Source organism: Haladaptatus sp. AB643 (assembly GCF_024136975.1).
Lineage (GTDB): Archaea > Halobacteriota > Halobacteria > Halobacteriales > Haladaptataceae > Haladaptatus.
This window is the reverse complement of record NZ_JAMYJW010000015.1, coordinates 68,575-82,588: the sequence shown is the minus strand read 5'-3', so window position 1 is coordinate 82,588 and position 14,014 is coordinate 68,575. Positions and strand designations below refer to the sequence as shown.

Here is a 14,014-nt window from a genome sequence, read left to right as displayed (position 1 = left end):
ACGTTCGCGCCGTGTATTAAATATTGCCCGGTCGGCGGGGGAAACTCAGTCGAACCGTCCGGCGGCGACCATCGCGTGGAACCGCTCGCGGAATCGAATGAGACCGGTTCCCTTCCCGTCGTACACTTGGTTCGTGAGCAGAATCGCGAACCTGTCGCGGTCGTGGTCGAGCCACAACGACGTTCCCGTATACCCCGTGTGGCCGAGTCCGACGCGTGACCAGTTCGGCGCGGGGTAGGTCTCGTCGGCGAGTCGCCACCCGAGGCTGTGACGGGTGTCGAGACCGGGCAACCAGTCGTCCTGCATGCGCTCGACCGTCGCCGCGGAGAGGAGCGTCCCGTCGGCGGCGAGATACGCCCGTGCGAACCGCGCGAGGTCGTCCATCGTCGTGAATAGCCCCGCGTTTCCGCTCTCCCCGTCCATCGCCCAACCGAGCGGGTCGTGGATTTCGCCGCGGAGAATCCGGTCGCGGTAGTCGTGGTCGTACGTCGCGGCGACGTTTCCGGTATCGGACAACGGTCCGAGGCTCGAATCCTTCATTCCGGCGGGACCGAAGACGTGTTGCTCGGCGAGTTCGCCCAACGAGCGCTCGGTCGCTCCCCGCAGTGCCGCGGCCAGATAGACGAAGTTGAGACAGCTGTATTCGTTCCGACTGCCGGGTTCGGCTTCGAGTATCGACCGATTCCGGAGGCCGTTCAACACGTCCTCGACCGAACTCCACTCCTCGGAGAACGAGTACGGTTGGAATCCGGAACTGTGGGTCACGAGTTCGAGGAGTCGGATTCCGCCGCGTCGATGACCGTCGAGGTTCGGAACGTGTCGCCGGAGTTCGTCCGACAACGTGATCTCGCCCGCTTCGAGGAGCGAGAGCGTCGTCGTCGCCGTCACGACCGGTTTCGTCAGCGAGGCCACGTCGAACGTCGTCCCGCGCGTCATCGCCTTCCCCCGTTCGGGGTCTCGCTCGCCCACGACCGCTATCCGTTCGATACCGTCCGCCGACCCGATTGCGGCCACCGCGCCGGGATACGTACCCTCGTTCATTCCCCGCGTGAGGGTGGCTTCGAGCGACCCGTCGTCTATCGAGCGTTCCATGGTGCCGGATGAGGGTGGGGCATCGACTTAACCCCTCGGTCCGCGGAAATTCGGTGAATAACCTATTTGTCCTCTCCGCCGCTAGGGAGTATTCAATGACATACGATTCGGTGCTGTTCGACGTGGATGGGGTCCTGCTGGACTTCCATTCGGACCACCCGACGATCTATCGACAGGCGGTCGAAGCGACGTTCGGCGCGTTCGGCGTTTCACCATCGGACGACGACCTGAACGCCTTCATCGCCGGTGCGACGATGGACGATATGCGACGAGCGTGTGCCCGTCACGACATCGATTTCGCACGGTTCTGGCCGGAGCGAGAGGAGAACGCGTCGGCGCTTCAGTCCGGGATGATGGACCGCGGCGAGCGGGTGCTCTACGACGATAGCTCGGTCCTCTTCGACCTCGTCGACCATCACGACATGGGTCTCGTCAGCAGCAACCAGCACGCGACCATCGAGTACATGGTGGAGCGCTTCGACCTCGCGCACCTGTTCGAGGCGGTGTACGGCCGCGACCCGACCGTCCAGGGGTTCGACCGGACGAAACCGGAGACGTACTACATCGAGAAGGCCATGAACGACCTCGACGTGACGGACGGACTCTACGTCGGGGACAGCGCGTGTGACGTTCGTGCCGCCCACCGAGCGGGGTTGGATTCGGCCTTCATCCGTCGGGAACACCGGAACGGCTACGAACTCCCGGAGGAACCGACATACGAAATCGAATCGCTCACCCAACTCCACGACCTGCCGGGCGTCGCGGATTCCGCGTAAGGAATTCTTTTCCTCAGTCGGCGTTTATCCGTCGACGTCTATTCGTCGACGCTTGTCGTTCGTTTCGATAGCCCGGAGGACTCGCCGAAAGCGGTAGATCTCTACCCGTTTCGACTCAGTCGAAACGGGTTGTCTAGGCGTTCTCGACCGTAATTTGGCGTTCTCGAACCATTCGGCGTTCATTCACACGTCCCGCCGAATTCGGAAGGGGCGAAATCCGTCCTCAACTCGGTGTGAACAAACAACATGGGCTGTTCGATGGATTTTCGCTCACAGAGAGCATTACGAGCATAAGCGTGTAATGGTGGTCTCGGCGGGACGCTCGGTACCTCTCGCCGCCGTTCGTCATCACTGTATTTTCGTGACGAATTTCGGACCGTCCGAAACCGATTCCGGGACGATTTCTCTCCACATACCTTCCGCTTCGACCTCGATTCCCCGACGAATCGTCTCGCTGGTGATTCGACGGTACCGAAAGCTGTCGATCGATAGAAAGGAGACGCCGAGCACTCGGAAAAAGACGGGTCGCCAGGCCCTATCGATCCGTCGGCGGACAGCGCTTGCCCATGACGACCGGTCGTGATGCGCCCGTCGCGCCGGGGACGTTGTTCGGGACGCCGTCGAGTGCGGCCGCGGCGAGCAAGGCGAACGCGACGGCTTCCTTCTCGTCGGCACCGACGCCGTACTCGTCGATGGTTCGTACCGGCGCGTCCACCTCCGCGTCGAGTAGGTCGAGCAGCGTCGGATTGAACGCGCCGCCACCCGAGACGACGATTTCATCGGGTGACAGGGAAACGAATCGTCGGTAGGCATCGGCGATGGAGCGGGCCGTCAGCGCAGTCGCCGTCGCGACGATATCCGCGTCCGAGCAGTCGTGTTCGCGGCAGGCGGCGACGAACTCACGTGCGTACTCACGGCCGAACCGTTCGCGCCCGGTCGATTTCGGCGGCGCTTCGCGGAAGTACTCGTCGTCCATCGCGTCGGCGAGGACGGATTCATCGACGGTCCCCTCGCGGGCGGTTTTCCCGTCCTCGTCGTAGGTTCGCTCGCCGTCGGTGAGCAGTTCGACCACGCCGTCGATGACCATGTTTCCGGGACCGGTGTCGAAGGCCGTCACGTCCGCCGGTCCTGCGCCGGGTGGAAGCGCGGTGCAGTTTCCGATGCCGCCGACGTTCTGGGCGATACGGAACGACTCGTCGTCGGCGAGCAGCGCGAGGTCGGCGAACGGGACGAGCGGCGCACCGTGGCCGCCGACCGCGACGTCGGCGGTGCGGAAGTCGGCTATCGTCGTGACGCCGGTGCGTTCGGCGATGAGGCTCCCGTCGCCGATTTGGAGCGTCGAACGCAACCGCTGCTCTCCTCCCGGCATTTTCCGCGGTTCAGGCTCGTGTCGGACCGTCTGACCGTGTGAGCCGATGGCATCAACGTCCCCGAGGTCGATGTCCGCGGCCGACGCCGCCGTGTCGGCCGCATCCGCGAAGACGGTTCCGAGCGCGACGTTCAGGGTGCACGCCTCGGCGATGGTTCCCGCGTCCGAACAGGCCGCCTCGATTCGGGTTCGGAGCGCGAAATCGTAGGATTCCGTGACGAACGATTCGACCGTGACGTCGTAGTTGTCCCTTCCATCGCCGCGAATCCGACAACAGGCCGCATCCACGCCGTCGAGCGACGTTCCAGACATCAGACCGATGACGATGCGCTCGGTCATCGCGTCGTCTCCCGGTCGAGTTCCTTCGTGAACGACTCGTAAGCGATCCACGGTTCGAAGCCGAGTTTGGCGTAGTAGCCGACGAGGTCGGTCCAGTCGATGATCATACGATCGTAGCCCGCATCGTGGTAGCGTTCGGCGAGCGTGGATATCATCCAGAGACCCCACGAACGGCCGCGGTACGCCTCGTCGATTCCGAGTGGGCCGATCCCACAGACGCGCCCGTCGAGGCGATTCGCCCAGTTGACGTTGCCGCCGCGATATCCCGAGTCAGGCGTGTTCGCTCGGCAGAATCCGACCGTTTCCCCGTCGTTTCGAAGAAGCCAGTAGTCGTCGGCACCGCCCGGAACCCGGGAGAAGTTCCGCGCTTCGTACAGCCAGCGACCGGGAAACTGGTCGGACAGGAATGCGAACAACGGTTCGGTGTTCGCGCCGACGCGTTCGAGCGTCAGGTTCGTCCACGCGGAATCGACGTCCGCAATTCGCGGCGGCGATTCGTACGTCGTAAGGTCCCCTTTCAGGTCGAAATACGTCCTGTCGGGGGCGAATCCCGCTTCGCGGAGGGATTCACGGAGGGTATCGAATTCCGTCGGCACGCCCGGCAGAAACTGCCCGGGGTCACCGCCGAATCGGAGTCGGGTGACGCCCCGTTCCGCCATGTCCCGCTCGACCGTGGCGAGCAGTTTCGAAGCGATGTGGGTGTCGTCATCGGAATTGTCGGCGAACAGACTGATCCACCCCACGGTTCCGTCCGCGAAGTCCGGAACGGCTTCCGTGAGCCGTTTTCCGAGCGCGAAGGCGACGAGTTCGCCGTCCTCGAACCCGCCCCACGCCGTCACGTCCATCCCGTCGAACGGCGCGAAGACGTTCTGTGACACCAACCGGTCGGAAATGGAGAAGTCCGGATGTGTTCGGTTCCAACGGTCGATACCGGCGAAGACGCGTCCGTAATCGGTGAGGCGACGGCACTCGGTGGTCATAACACCGCTTTCTCGCCGGGCTACTTATACTTCTGTCCGGAAAATCGTGGTTCGATAGTATCTTCGGTTTCGCGTTTATTTTCGGTTTCGCGTCCGTTTTCGGTCTCTAGTCGGCGATTCGTCGATATCGTACATCATCGTCTCCAACTGTTGGTCGAGGCCCGCGGAGAGGCCGCCATCGACGACGAGTTCGGTGCCGGTGACGAACGACGCGTCGTCGGACGTGAGGTAGAACGCGGCGGCGGCCACGTCCTCGGGACGGCCGAACCGACCGACCGGATACTGGTTCACCCACTCCTCCCGAACCGGTCCCTCCGTCGTCAGTTTCTCGCTAGACGCATCGGTGATGATGCTCCCCGGGCAGATGGCGTTCGAGCGGATTCCGTGTCGGCCGTACTGGGTCGCGATGATTCTGGAGAGCGCGATGATCCCGTTTTTCGCGGCGGAGTAGGAGGCTAACCCGATGCCGACCTTCGCGTTGATGGACGAGATGTGGACCATCGAACCCCCGCCCGATTCGACCATCGCGGGGATGGTCTCCCGAGCGCAGAGGAACTGCCCCTTCAGGTTCACGTCGATGATCCGTTCCCACGTTTCGTCGGAGACGTCGGCGACGTTCCCGTCGTCGAACGACCCGCCCGCGTTGTTCACGAGGACGTCGATGCTCCCGTGACGCTCCATCGTCGCCTCGACCATCGCGGCGACGTCGGCGGACTCGCTTACGTCGGTTCTGACGAACTCGGCCGTACCTCCATTTTCCTCGATGCGGGAGACGGTTTCCTCGCCTCCCTCCCGGTCCACGTCCGCGACGATGATGGTGGTTCCCGCGTCCGCGAGTCGTTCCGCAATGGCGCGACCGATACCCTTCGCCGCCCCGGTGACGATGGCGACGTCGCCGTTTCTCTCTGCACTGAAAGCCATATCTCCCACCTGTCGTCCGGGTACAAACGGTTTTGGGTTCACACGCCGGACAGTCACTAACCCAAACCTTTTTCTGTGTTCATTTTAATATCGAATCGAGTATGGTTAACAGCAACCACGGTTCTAGCGGCGAGCCCGATGGGAGTCGGCTGACACGTCGCCAGTGGATGGCGCTCAGCGGCAGCGCGACGATAGCGGGATTGGCCGGTTGTGCAGGCGACAATCCCAACGACCAGGACGTCACGATGTCGAACACCGACGGTGGTTCGGACGGGACCGACGGCGGCGGTTCGCCGGTCACGACGGAACTGAACATGCGCGCGCCGGTCAGTTGGCAGCCGAGTAGTTCCAACATCAACCCCTTCACGGACACCAAGAACACCGAGTACTGGATGGATTACATGTGGTGGGAGTCGCTGGTGTACCCCAACGCGAACGGGGACCCGATCTACTGGCTCGCGGACGAGATCAACCTCAAGGGAGGCGGCTGTGAGGTCGAAATAAAACTCAAGGACGATTACACGTGGTGGGACGGAAAACCGGTGACCGCACAGGACGTCCACACCGCACAGCTCATCAGCGATTACAAAGCCAGCTACGGCCCGGAGAACACCGACGACAGTTGGGAAGTCGTCGACAAACACACGCTCAAACACACCCTGTCGGGACCGGCCAATCCCACGCTCCAGAAGACGGCGACTCCGTATTTCACCACCGTCGTCAAGCACGATTACTTCAAATCGTGGCTCGAACAGTACGAGGACGCCGGTGGCGAAAGCGCCGTCGAGAAGGTGACGAAGGACCTGACGTCGACGACGATCACCCTGAACGACCTCGTGGACAAGGGCCTCGGTTGCGGGATGTGGAAACCGAAACAGCTCTCGCCGACCAACGCCGTCCACGAGAAGTACGAGAATCACCCGCGCGCCGACTGGACGAACCTGAAGACGTTCAACTGGCATCTCATCTCCGAGAAGCAAAAGGCAATACAGGCGCTCAATGCTGGGCAACTCGACATGGGTGACAAGACGATAAATCAGGCCAAACAGAACAGCAAGGTGGACGTGTTCAATCGGTTTCCCACCTCCAGCATCGTGAAGCTCTCGATGAACTGGAACAACAAGCACCTCGCACATCGCCCCGTTCGTCGGGCCATCGCATACCTCCTCGACCACGACGAACTCGTGCAGGTCATCAAGAGCACGCAAGGGTTGAACTACAAACCGCGCGACACCGTCACCGGGATGTCCACGAAGGCGACGAACCAGTGGGCGGGCGAGGGCTTCCGGAACAAACTCATCGGATACGGTCGCAACTCCGAACCCCAGAAAGCCAAGAGAGTGCTCAAGGACGCCGGGTACTCGAAGAACGGCAAGTACTGGGCCGATTCGAGCGGCGACGAGGTCAAAGGACTCACCTACCTCACGCCGCCGTGGAACATCTACGAGACCATCGGGAACTACGTCAGCCCGAAGCTCAAGGAGTTCGGCTTCGGAAACAAACTCATCATCCCGTCGAGCAGCGGCTTCTGGAAGCGCTGGACGGACACGCACGACTTCGACATGGTCAACTGGTTCTCGGACACCTCACACCCGGCGAACGCGTACTCTACCCTCAGCGTCGCCGGAATCGGGAAGTTCGACGAAGTCGTGGACGCGAAGGAACCGACGAAGTCCTGTAAGGTGGACCGCCGGACGCCGGACCTCACGCAGAACCGGAGCAAGAAGCTGAACCAACCTATCCGTCCCAAGTATCCGACGAAGGTCGGCCAGATGGGCAACGGCGGCGCGAAACAGACGCTCTACCCCGTCAAGTGGGACAACATCATGTCCCAGACCCAGTCCACGAAGGAGGTCAAGAAGTTCACCCGGAAGCTGATGTGGTACACGAACTGGCAGGTTCCTCACATCGGATTCTACGACGAGACGCGGGCGTACTGGGGCAACGAGGACAAGTTCGACTTCCCGACCGGGAAGGTGGACGACCACCCACACGCAAAGGAGACGAAGAACGAACACTACACCAACTCGATGGAGTTCCTGATGAAGGGACACATCAACGCCAAGACGAAGTAGGCGAACCGTCGCCATCGGTCTCGTGTCGTCACGGCGGTATCGACCATCACACCAACCGTCACCCACGTGGCTATTTTTTCACGTACGGTAGCACTTCAGCAGAATCGCCGCCGTCGCGGCCCCGAGCACGCTCGCACCCGCGATGTTCAGGATGGAAACGACGTGTTGGGACGTTCCGGGTTCGGAACCGAAGAAGAGCGCGAGCGAGAGGAGACCGGCGAGACACTCGAAGGCCAGCAACAGCGCGAACTTATCCGCGTTCGAGCAGACGTAATCGAAGAGGGTCAACCTGTGGGACATTCGTTCGGGTCACTCGTTCATCAGGAATTAAACGTTTCGTCCGACCCTCCGTCGACACGCGCGACGCCGTGTTGCACGCCACACGCGGGGCACTCGTAGTACTCGCGGTCGAAGGTCTCGCCGCACCTGATACACTGGTACGTTTCGGCGTCATCGTCGCCCCCGCGTCCGAATACGTCGAGAACTCGGTTGAGGAGTGTCATATCGTTCCCTCGTCGAGGACCGTAATGAATGGTCCGTTCCAGACAATCTCTCCCATACCTTTATTGCGGTGGGAGAAACACAAGCACAGTAACACGATGTATTATTGGAAGCGGATCGGCCAGTCAGTGCTGGTGTTTTTCCTCGCGCTGACAGTAACGTTCGCTCTGTACCGGATGCTTCCGTTCGGCCCGGTTCAGATGGTGAAGATCCATCTGATGCAACAGATGCTGGAACAGGGGAACAGTCCATCGGCCCAGCAGATGGAACACATCAACGCGATGGTGCGGACCTATACGGGTATCGACCCATCACAGCCGTGGTACGTCGCGTACTACGACTACCTTCGAGACATCGTCCTCTATCAGGACTTCGGGCGGTCGATATTCAAGAACAGGCCCGTCTTCGACATCCTGTTCGAAGCGATGCCGTGGTCGATCTTCATCAGCATCTACGGCCTCGCGCTCGGGACGACCGTCAGTTTGCTGCTCGGCGCGGTGATGGCGTACAACGAGGGAAGCCCGTTCGACACCGGAATGACGATGGTTTCCATCGCTAACACCACCGTCCCGTACTACATCGTCGCCATCCTCGCGCTCATCGTCTTCTCGTTCTACCTCGGCTGGCTGCCGAGCGGCGGACGGATGGATCCGAACACGACGGCCGGACTCAACTTGCCGTTCATCGTCGGCGTCGTCAAACACGCCATCCTCCCCGTGCTGTCGTCGTTCATCGCCGGGTTCGGCGGTGCGCTGGCGTTCCGGGGCAACTGCATCCGCGAGATGGGTGAAGGCTACATCAGGGTCGCGCAACTGCGCGGCATCAGTCAGGGGAGAATCGCCATCCGTTACGTCGGTCGGAACGCGCTGTTGCCCGTCTACACGAGCATCATGATGGGCATCGCCAGCATCTTCGGCAGCAGCATCATTCTGGAGAAAATCTTCAACTATCCCGCGATGGGATTGGTGACGTTCAACGCGCTCATGAACCGGGATTACCCGGTCATCATGGGGGCATTCATCTTCTTCACCGCGATCACGCTCGTCGGAATCCTCATCGCCGACTTGACTTACGGCGTCATCGACCCGCGCGTCAAAGGAGGAAGTAGCCGTGAATCCTACTGAGGAGTCCGAGAACTCCGCCGCACGAACCGATGGCGGGACGAGCGAGCGGTCCAGGGGTGGTATCGACGACAGCATCTTCACGCAGATGTCGAACGTCCCCGAACTGACGACGCGGGAGAAAGCGCGCAGGTCGTTTGAACGACGGATTTACGCGCCGACCGCGGTGTTGTTGGACGACTGGCGCGCGCTCGTCGGTTCGCTCATCCTCCTGGGATTCGTCGCCGTGGGTATCGTCGCCATCGAACCGTTCGGCATCGTTCTCGTGCCGAAAGCCACCGTGATGGAGGGGCCGATATTCGTACCGCCGTTTCAAAACTGGCAGTATCCGCTCGGAACCAACGTGATGGGGAAATCGATACTCAAGCGGGTCGTTCACTCGACACCGGCGATGCTCGAAATAATTCTGGCCGGTGCGTTGGTCTCGGTCTGTCTCGGGACGGTAATCGGGACGGTGGCGGGGTATCGTGGTGGCCGCACCGATTCCGCGCTGATGACGCTCACCGACGTCGTCCTCACGATTCCCGGACTGGCGTTGGTCATCGTGCTGGCGAGCATCTACCAACCGGAGCAACCGTACGTCGTCGGCCTCATCCTCGGTATCGACAACTGGCCGAAGTTGGCGCGTACGATTCGCTCGCAGGTGCTGAGCATCCGCGAGGAGTCGTTCACCGAAGCGTCCCGGATCATGGGCTTATCCGAGTTCCACATCCTCCGGAAGGACGTCATCTCGAACATGATGCCGTACATCTCGGTCAACTTCGCCAATAGCTCCCGGAGTATCATCTTCGAATCCGTCGGGTTATACTTCCTCGGTATCCTCCCGCAATCGAACCCGAACTGGGGTCTGATGATGCAGAAAGCGTACAATCAGGCTGACCTGACGAACCCGAACCAGATTCACTGGCTGCTGATCCCGATGGTGCTCATCATCCTCATCTCGCTCGGATTCATCCTGCTCGCACAGGGGCTCGACCGGGTGTTCAACGTCCGACTGCGTGCTCGCCACGAAAGCACCGGAGGTGACGAATGAGCGTCGAAGCCGACCACGGGCAGGCCGTCTCCCTGTTGCTCGTCGTTCGCCAGTCGTTCATCGCCTTCGTCACCATGCTGGGTGTCGTCTTCTGGGCGCTCGCCGTTCTTCTTTCGGGGTACGTCCCGTTCGTGACGAACGGCGTCCTCTCCGGGATGCTCGCCATCCTGGGGACGAGCGCCTTCGTTTACGCCATCTTCGGCCACCTCGGACTCCGACTGATAGGGTACAACTGATGACTTCACGATTCACGATACGACCCATGTACACCGCACGAACCACGAACCCGAATCGAATCGCTTGCGAAAGCCATCGACACGCCGTCCGGAAGCACGAAACCGACGGCCGTTGGAGGTAGCCAGCATGGCGACCAACTATCGATCCACGCCGGGAGCGAGCACGCCCCCCGACGAAGACGTGATCCTGGAGGTGCGCGACGCCAGCGTTTCCTTCAGCATGGACCGTGGGGACTCCCGCGTTCTCCGCGACGTCAGCATCGACGTTCACGCGGGTGAAGTGCTCGGCATCGTCGGCGAGAGCGGGTCCGGAAAGTCGATGCTCGCCTCCGCGATGCTCGATGCCATCGTCTCACCCGGACAGGTGGACGGCGAAGTCATCTACCATCCGCCGGACGGCGGCGAACCGATGGACGTGCTCTCGCTCTCGCGCGAGGAACTCACCGCCCTCCGCTGGAACGAGATATCGTTCGTCATCCAAGGAGCCCAGAGCGCGTTCAACCCGACGATGACCATCGGCAGTCACTTCGAGGAGACGCTCCGCGCGCACGACGCCGACCGCACCGAGGGGATGGCGTTCGCTCGTGAATTACTCGCCGACCTCTACCTCGATGCCGACCGCGTGCTCCGCTCGCATCCGCACGAACTGTCGGGCGGGATGAAACAGCGGGCGCTCATCGCGCTCGGTCTCGTCCTCGACCCGAACGTGGTCGTCATGGACGAACCCACGGCGGCACTCGACCTCCTCATGCAGCGGTCCATCATCGGCATGCTGGAGGATCTACAGGCGAAGTACGACCTGACGATGGTGTTCGTCACGCACGACCTGCCGCTGATCGCCGACCTCGCCGACCGGCTTGCCGTGATGTACGCCTTCGACCTCGTCGAACTCGGCCCAACGGACGAACTCCTCGACCACGCTGCCCATCCGTACACTCGCGCGTTGCTCAACGCCGTGCCGAACATCTCGGACCGGGCGATGGACATCGAGGGTATCGAGGGATCGAGTCCCGACCCCGTGTCGCTTCCGAAGGGCTGTTCGTTCAATCCGCGCTGTCCGCTGGCGGACGAGACGTGCCGAACCGAGGTTCCGCACCTGCACGACGTGGCCGACGGCCACGACGTCGCGTGTTTCCATTGGCGAAACGCCCGGGAGGAGATTCCGTTGACGCTCGGCGACTCGGGAGCCGATGTGAGCGCGGACGTAAACGCGAACGCCAACGGAGGTGAGCGACGATGACCGACCGAACGGGCGAACCGTTGCTCTCCCTACAAAACGTGAGCGTCCACTTCGAGAAGGAACGGTTGCTCGGCCTCGTCGGTTCGGAAACCGTCCACGCCGTGGACGACGTGAGCCTCGACGTGTACGAAAACGACATCGTCGCCCTCGTCGGCGAGTCCGGGTGTGGAAAGACGACGCTCGGAAAGACCGCCATCGGCGTCCAGCGCCCCACCGAGGGAAAAGTACTCTACCGCGGCCAGGACGTCTGGGAAACGAAGGAATCCAGTGGATGGTTCGGCGGCGGAAAATCCGAGGGGGAGTATTCGTCCAGCGAAATCCGCCGGTCGCTCCAGATGATCCATCAGGACCCCGGTAGCTCGCTCAATTCGAACTACACCGTCGAATCGAGCCTCGCCGACCCGCTGAAACACTGGCAACCGGAGATGAGCGAGGCGGACCGCCGCGCCCGTATCTACGGGCTGCTCGAATACGTCGGGATGGCCCCGGCGGAGGATTACGCCAACCGCTATCCGCATCAACTCTCGGGCGGTGAACAACAGCGCGTGGTACTCATCCGGGCGCTGTTGATGAACCCCGACCTCATCCTCGCGGACGAGGCCATCAGCGCGCTCGACGTGAGCCTTCGCGCCGAGATGATGGACCTAATGCTGGAATTACAAGAACAGTTCGACACGTCCTACCTCTACATCTCCCACGACCTCGCCAACGCGAAACACCTCACGCAACGGGCGAACGGCCGGATCGGCATCATGTACCTCGGCGAACTCGTGGAAATCGGCACGCCCGAACAGATAATCCACGACCCACAGCACCCCTACACGAAGGTGCTGCTGTGGGCGACTTCGGACCTCAGGAACCGCTCCGCGGGCGTCACTGACCCGCCGATCCGTTCGCTCGACATCCCCACGCCCACCGATCCGCCGTCCGGGTGTCGGTTCCACACGCGCTGTCCCGAAGCGCGGGAGGCGTGTACGAAGGAGTGTCCGACCCTGGCCGATCACGACGGCGACGGCCGCCGGTCGGCGTGTTTCCGACAGCAGGGCAATCACGAGTACTGGAACAGTGCGCCACTGGCGGAGGGAGAGCCCGTGAAAGCGGGTCCCGCGACGAGCGAATCGGCCGAGGGCGACTGATTTCGAATGTTTTACTTCTCAGTCACACCGATACCGCTCGACTTTCTCCTCGTCCACCGTGATGCCGAGGCCCGGTCCGTGGGGCACCGGATACGCGCCGTCCTCGACTTCGAACGGTTCCTCGATGATGTAGTCGTCCCAGCCGTAGTACGTGCTGTCCGGCGGGAGGTTGATGCCGGGCGTGCTCGCCACGGTGTGGAGCACCGCGGCCGTCTTGACACCGAGGTCGAACCCGCAGTGGTGTGAGACCGAGACGCCCGCGTTGGCCGCCATGGCGACCTGGTCCCGGACGGCGAGGATACCGCCCGCCGGAACGAGGTCCACGACGGCCACGTCGATGGCGTCGGCCTGCAACAGAAAGCGGAGGTTCCGCGGGAAGTAGGTGTCCTCGTTGACCGCTATCGGGGTTCGGACGCGGTTTCGGAGCGAGGCGTAGGTTCCGTAGGTGTCGATGCGGACGGGTTGTTCGAGATACTGGAGTAGGATACCTTCCTCTTCGAGGCGGGTGGCGACGCGCACCGCGTCCTCGAACGCCCAGCCCTGATTGGGGTCGAGTCGGAATTCGAGTTCCCCGTCCACCTCGTCGTGCATCGCGCGGATTCGCGCTACGTCCTCGCGCCAATCCGGCCCGGCCTTCGTTTTCAACGTGGAAAAGCCATGATCGACCGCTCGCCGGGCGTAGGTACGCGACTCCTCGGGTCCGAGGATGCCGAGACAGGTCGCGATATCGACTTCGTCGCGGGTCTTGCCGCCGAGCAGTTGGTACACCGGCGCGTCGAGTTTCTTTCCGAGCGCGTCCCAGAGTGCGGTTTCGACGGCCCCCAGGAACGGCCGGACTTTCACGTATGGGAAATAAAACGACTCGACGAAGTCGCGGATGTCGCCGATTTCGCGCCCGACGAGTTCCGGCGCGACCACGTCGTCGATGACGGCCTTCGTCACCGTGGCGGATTTCATGCCGACGAGCATCTCCCCCCACCCGGTTACGTCCTCGTCGGTCTCGACTTTGACGAGCATTCGCGTGACGGATTCGACTTGGTCGTGGTTGCTCACGTACGGTGCGAGACCCAGTCCCGATTCGAGTGGCTGGACACCCATCTCTACAGGGATGGCTGACACGTTCGTAACCGACATATCTCACCCTCACAGCCCACCTACAAATAACTCTCCACAGCGGCGGTTTCGTACCCATCGC

General features: G+C 61.9%; 14 protein-coding genes. 7 read left to right on the top strand and 7 right to left on the bottom strand.

The genetic code is table 11. The features are described 5' to 3' along the window. Positions 1-45 precede the first annotated feature (45 nt). The gene (locus NKF25_RS21995) at positions 46-1,092 is read right to left on the bottom strand and encodes a serine hydrolase domain-containing protein (RefSeq protein ID WP_253228780.1); all 1,047 of its coding nucleotides are present in this window, start codon (positions 1,090-1,092) and stop codon (positions 46-48) included. Positions 1,093-1,187: 95 nt separating this feature from the next. Between NKF25_RS21995 and NKF25_RS21990 the strand changes: the two genes are divergently transcribed. Then, positions 1,188-1,868 (top strand): HAD family hydrolase, encoded by a 681-nt coding sequence (locus NKF25_RS21990; RefSeq protein ID WP_253228779.1) that lies wholly within the window; start codon positions 1,188-1,190, stop codon positions 1,866-1,868. Positions 1,869-2,403: 535 nt separating this feature from the next. Here the strand turns inward: NKF25_RS21990 and NKF25_RS21985 are convergent. The 3 genes from NKF25_RS21985 to NKF25_RS21975 all read right to left on the bottom strand — a co-directional run bounded on the left by NKF25_RS21985 (position 2,404) and on the right by NKF25_RS21975 (position 5,477). Continuing rightward, complete coding sequence (locus tag NKF25_RS21985) at positions 2,404-3,576, bottom strand: anhydro-N-acetylmuramic acid kinase (RefSeq protein ID WP_253228778.1); 1,173 nt, start codon at positions 3,574-3,576, stop codon at positions 2,404-2,406. After that, complete coding sequence (locus tag NKF25_RS21980; protein WP_253228777.1) at positions 3,573-4,556, bottom strand: GNAT family N-acetyltransferase; 984 nt, start codon at positions 4,554-4,556, stop codon at positions 3,573-3,575. Before NKF25_RS21980 ends, NKF25_RS21985 begins: the two co-directional genes overlap by 4 nt. Positions 4,557-4,631: 75 nt before the next feature. After that, positions 4,632-5,477, bottom strand: coding sequence for an SDR family NAD(P)-dependent oxidoreductase (locus tag NKF25_RS21975; RefSeq protein ID WP_253228776.1), 846 nt, complete (start codon positions 5,475-5,477; stop codon positions 4,632-4,634). Between the two features lie 101 nt (positions 5,478-5,578). Between NKF25_RS21975 and NKF25_RS21970 the strand changes: the two genes are divergently transcribed. Further along, on the top strand, positions 5,579-7,552 hold the full coding sequence (locus NKF25_RS21970) for an ABC transporter substrate-binding protein (protein ID WP_253228775.1): 1,974 nt from the start codon (positions 5,579-5,581) through the stop codon (positions 7,550-7,552). A 78-nt stretch (positions 7,553-7,630) separates the two neighbouring features. Here NKF25_RS21970 and NKF25_RS21965 read toward each other — a convergent pair whose 3' ends face one another. Both NKF25_RS21965 and NKF25_RS21960 read right to left on the bottom strand, forming a co-directional pair. Beyond that, a complete protein-coding gene (locus NKF25_RS21965; protein WP_253228774.1) occupies positions 7,631-7,852 on the bottom strand; it encodes a hypothetical protein in 222 nt (73 codons plus the stop codon). Positions 7,853-7,872: 20 nt separating this feature from the next. Continuing rightward, on the bottom strand, positions 7,873-8,055 hold the full coding sequence (locus NKF25_RS21960; RefSeq protein ID WP_253228773.1) for a hypothetical protein: 183 nt from the start codon (positions 8,053-8,055) through the stop codon (positions 7,873-7,875). A gap of 96 nt (positions 8,056-8,151) precedes the next feature. Between NKF25_RS21960 and NKF25_RS21955 the strand changes: the two genes are divergently transcribed. The 5 genes from NKF25_RS21955 (at position 8,152) to NKF25_RS21935 (ending at position 12,819) form a co-directional block, all read left to right on the top strand. Next, on the top strand, positions 8,152-9,177 hold the full coding sequence (locus NKF25_RS21955) for an ABC transporter permease (protein ID WP_253228772.1): 1,026 nt from the start codon (positions 8,152-8,154) through the stop codon (positions 9,175-9,177). Further along, positions 9,164-10,207, top strand: coding sequence for an ABC transporter permease subunit (locus NKF25_RS24515; RefSeq protein ID WP_253228771.1), 1,044 nt, complete (start codon positions 9,164-9,166; stop codon positions 10,205-10,207). The genes NKF25_RS21955 and NKF25_RS24515 overlap by 14 nt, the downstream gene beginning before the upstream one ends. Next, positions 10,204-10,443, top strand: coding sequence for a hypothetical protein (locus tag NKF25_RS21945; protein WP_253228770.1), 240 nt, complete (start codon positions 10,204-10,206; stop codon positions 10,441-10,443). Before NKF25_RS24515 ends, NKF25_RS21945 begins: the two co-directional genes overlap by 4 nt. Positions 10,444-10,570: 127 nt before the next feature. Beyond that, entirely contained in the window at positions 10,571-11,683 is a 1,113-nt protein-coding gene (locus tag NKF25_RS21940) for an ABC transporter ATP-binding protein (protein ID WP_253228769.1), read from the top strand. Further along, positions 11,680-12,819 carry an ABC transporter ATP-binding protein gene (locus NKF25_RS21935; RefSeq protein ID WP_253228768.1) on the top strand — a complete coding sequence of 380 codons (1,140 nt, stop codon included), beginning with the start codon at positions 11,680-11,682 and terminating at the stop codon, positions 12,817-12,819. Before NKF25_RS21940 ends, NKF25_RS21935 begins: the two co-directional genes overlap by 4 nt. Before the next feature lie 18 nt (positions 12,820-12,837). Here NKF25_RS21935 and NKF25_RS21930 read toward each other — a convergent pair whose 3' ends face one another. Then, the gene (locus NKF25_RS21930) at positions 12,838-13,953 is read right to left on the bottom strand and encodes a mandelate racemase/muconate lactonizing enzyme family protein (RefSeq protein ID WP_253228767.1); all 1,116 of its coding nucleotides are present in this window, start codon (positions 13,951-13,953) and stop codon (positions 12,838-12,840) included. Positions 13,954-14,014: the final 61 nt, after the last annotated feature.

What these genes read in the sequence shown, in the direction of transcription:
- NKF25_RS21995 (WP_253228780.1), bottom strand. Translation starts at nt 1,092, where the DNA reads ATGGAACGCTCGATAGACGACGGGTCGCTCGAAGCCACCCTCACGCGG.
- NKF25_RS21990 (WP_253228779.1), top strand. Translation starts at nt 1,188, where the DNA reads ATGACATACGATTCGGTGCTGTTCGACGTGGATGGGGTCCTGCTGGAC.
- NKF25_RS21985 (WP_253228778.1), bottom strand. Translation starts at nt 3,576, where the DNA reads ATGACCGAGCGCATCGTCATCGGTCTGATGTCTGGAACGTCGCTCGAC.
- NKF25_RS21980 (WP_253228777.1), bottom strand. Translation starts at nt 4,556, where the DNA reads ATGACCACCGAGTGCCGTCGCCTCACCGATTACGGACGCGTCTTCGCC.
- NKF25_RS21975 (WP_253228776.1), bottom strand. Translation starts at nt 5,477, where the DNA reads ATGGCTTTCAGTGCAGAGAGAAACGGCGACGTCGCCATCGTCACCGGG.
- NKF25_RS21970 (WP_253228775.1), top strand. Translation starts at nt 5,579, where the DNA reads ATGGTTAACAGCAACCACGGTTCTAGCGGCGAGCCCGATGGGAGTCGG.
- NKF25_RS21965 (WP_253228774.1), bottom strand. Translation starts at nt 7,852, where the DNA reads ATGTCCCACAGGTTGACCCTCTTCGATTACGTCTGCTCGAACGCGGAT.
- NKF25_RS21960 (WP_253228773.1), bottom strand. Translation starts at nt 8,055, where the DNA reads ATGACACTCCTCAACCGAGTTCTCGACGTATTCGGACGCGGGGGCGAC.
- NKF25_RS21955 (WP_253228772.1), top strand. Translation starts at nt 8,152, where the DNA reads ATGTATTATTGGAAGCGGATCGGCCAGTCAGTGCTGGTGTTTTTCCTC.
- NKF25_RS21945 (WP_253228770.1), top strand. Translation starts at nt 10,204, where the DNA reads ATGAGCGTCGAAGCCGACCACGGGCAGGCCGTCTCCCTGTTGCTCGTC.
- NKF25_RS21940 (WP_253228769.1), top strand. Translation starts at nt 10,571, where the DNA reads ATGGCGACCAACTATCGATCCACGCCGGGAGCGAGCACGCCCCCCGAC.
- NKF25_RS21935 (WP_253228768.1), top strand. Translation starts at nt 11,680, where the DNA reads ATGACCGACCGAACGGGCGAACCGTTGCTCTCCCTACAAAACGTGAGC.
- NKF25_RS21930 (WP_253228767.1), bottom strand. Translation starts at nt 13,953, where the DNA reads ATGTCGGTTACGAACGTGTCAGCCATCCCTGTAGAGATGGGTGTCCAG.